Below are 1741 nucleotides of genomic sequence, written 5' to 3'. Positions count from 1 at the left end.
CGAGCACATAGCTCTCGGCTTTGCGTACGGCCAGTTCCTCCGCCTCGGCGAGCCGGGAACGCGGGACGAGCATGCGGGAGAGCCGGACTCCCGGGCGGGGCCGGTCAGTCGGCGCGGACGTCCGCGTGCAGGACCTCGAACTCCTCCAGGCCGACCACGGTCACCCGCGCCTTGGCGGCGTCCGCACGCCGCGCCTCGGCCTGTCCGGCGCGCGAGGCGGCCATCGAGGCGCGGTCGAGGAAGAGCGAGCCGGCCATGCCCCGGCCCCGCTGCCGGTCGACGAAGAGGGAGCACTGGGCGAAGCCGGGCAGGCCTTCCAGCCGGGGTACCGCCGAGGAGCGGAAGGTCTCGGCGAACAGGTCCGTGTCGGCGGGGTCGAACTCCACCCGGGTGGAACGCAGACCACCGCCGGTCCGCGGCGGCTGCACGGCGTGGTGGACGGCGACCTCGTAGTTCTCGACGGCGACGGTGCCCGCGAACGGTTCCAGCATCGGCCTGCGCCGCTCGCGCATGACCTGGTCGCTGTTGCGCCGGGCCGCCTCGGTGCCCCACCAGCTCACCGCGAGCAGTTTGCCCAGCTCCCGGTCGATGAAGACACCCGCGCCCCGGTATTCGGGACGCTCTTCGAGCAGTTCGCGCCCCTCGCTGTTCAGCGCCCTGACGGCCGCCTCGAGTTTCGCCGGATCGCCGGTGACGTACACCGCGCGTACGAACATGACCCCTCGCCTTCCAGGAGCCACCGGAGCCACCGCCGAACCTCCGCACGGCTCCTGAGCAAATATCCGGAATGTCCTGCCCCACCAGTCTTCCCCGGCTGACATATCACCGCAATGCACAAGAAATCACCGAGTTGACAGCCAGGGCTTGACGCGGACATGCAGCCGGGTCCACCTTGTACGCGACCCGGTCAGGAAACTTTCCTAACAGAAGGGGACCCCCCACAGTGCGCATCCGAACTCTGACCCTTGCCGCGGCCTCCGGGGCCGCACTGCTCGCCGCCGGAGTACTGCCCGCGAGCGCGTCCGGCGCCGTCCCGAAGTCCGCCCAGGAGGGCTCGGTCAGCGCCGCCGACCTGCTCGCCAAGGTGACGTCCTGTTCCCAGATCTCCAGCGGCAAGTACAAGACCGACGACGAGACGTCGGCGACGATTCCCGTCTGCGGCAAGAACGGCGCGGTCTTCTGGAAGGCCGACATGGACATCGACTGCGACGGGCAGCGCACCACCAACTGCAACGAGGACCGCGACCCCTGGTACCAGGACGACACCGCGTTCCACCAGTCCGACGGCAAGCCGCTGAAGGCCGAGTCGCTGCCGTACATCGTGGTCCCCAGCTCCAGCAGCATCTGGAACTACTCCAGTGCCGGCATCAAGGGCGGCGGCGTGGTCGCCGTGATCTACAACAACAAGGTCGAGTACGCGGTGGTCGGCGACACCGGCCCCACGAAGATCATCGGCGAGGCCTCGTACGCCACCGCCAAGGCGCTCGGCATCGACCCCGACCCGGCGACCGGCGGCGCCGACTCCGGCGTGACCTACATCCTGTTCAAGAACTCCAAGGTGTCCCCGATAGAGAGCCACAGCGCGGCGGTGACCCTCGGCGACCAGCTGGCCAAGCAGTTCCTGGCCAACAACTGACGGGGCAGCTCGCCCCGCCTCCGGCCCGGGGAGGGCGGACGGCCCGGTACCGCACCCTGACCGACCCGAGGATCGTCTCCCCCTCCCTGCGGCTGCTGTGGCCGC

At 69.7% G+C, this 1741-nt stretch carries 2 protein-coding genes; one reads left to right on the top strand and one right to left on the bottom strand.

Annotated elements, in window-relative coordinates:
* Positions 1 to 104: 104 nt before the first annotated feature.
* Positions 105 to 716 carry a hypothetical protein gene (locus AB0472_RS45950; protein ID WP_366365663.1) on the bottom strand — a complete coding sequence of 204 codons (612 nt, stop codon included), beginning with the start codon at positions 714 to 716 and terminating at the stop codon, positions 105 to 107.
* A 227-nt stretch (positions 717 to 943) separates the two neighbouring features.
* On the opposite strand from AB0472_RS45950, the gene AB0472_RS45945 reads away from it, so the two are divergent.
* On the top strand, positions 944 to 1636 hold the full coding sequence (locus tag AB0472_RS45945) for a glycoside hydrolase family 75 protein (RefSeq protein WP_366365662.1): 693 nt from the start codon (positions 944 to 946) through the stop codon (positions 1634 to 1636).
* Positions 1637 to 1741: the final 105 nt, after the last annotated feature.

This window comes from Streptomyces sp. NPDC086777 (genome assembly GCF_040702065.1).
Classification (GTDB): Bacteria; Actinomycetota; Actinomycetes; order Streptomycetales; family Streptomycetaceae; genus Streptomyces.
This window is presented reverse-complemented; position numbering and strand designations above follow the sequence as displayed.

Excerpts from the sequence above, each read along its gene's own strand:
- AB0472_RS45950 (WP_366365663.1), bottom strand. The coding sequence starts at position 716 with ATGTTCGTACGCGCGGTGTACGTCACCGGCGATCCGGCGAAACTCGAG.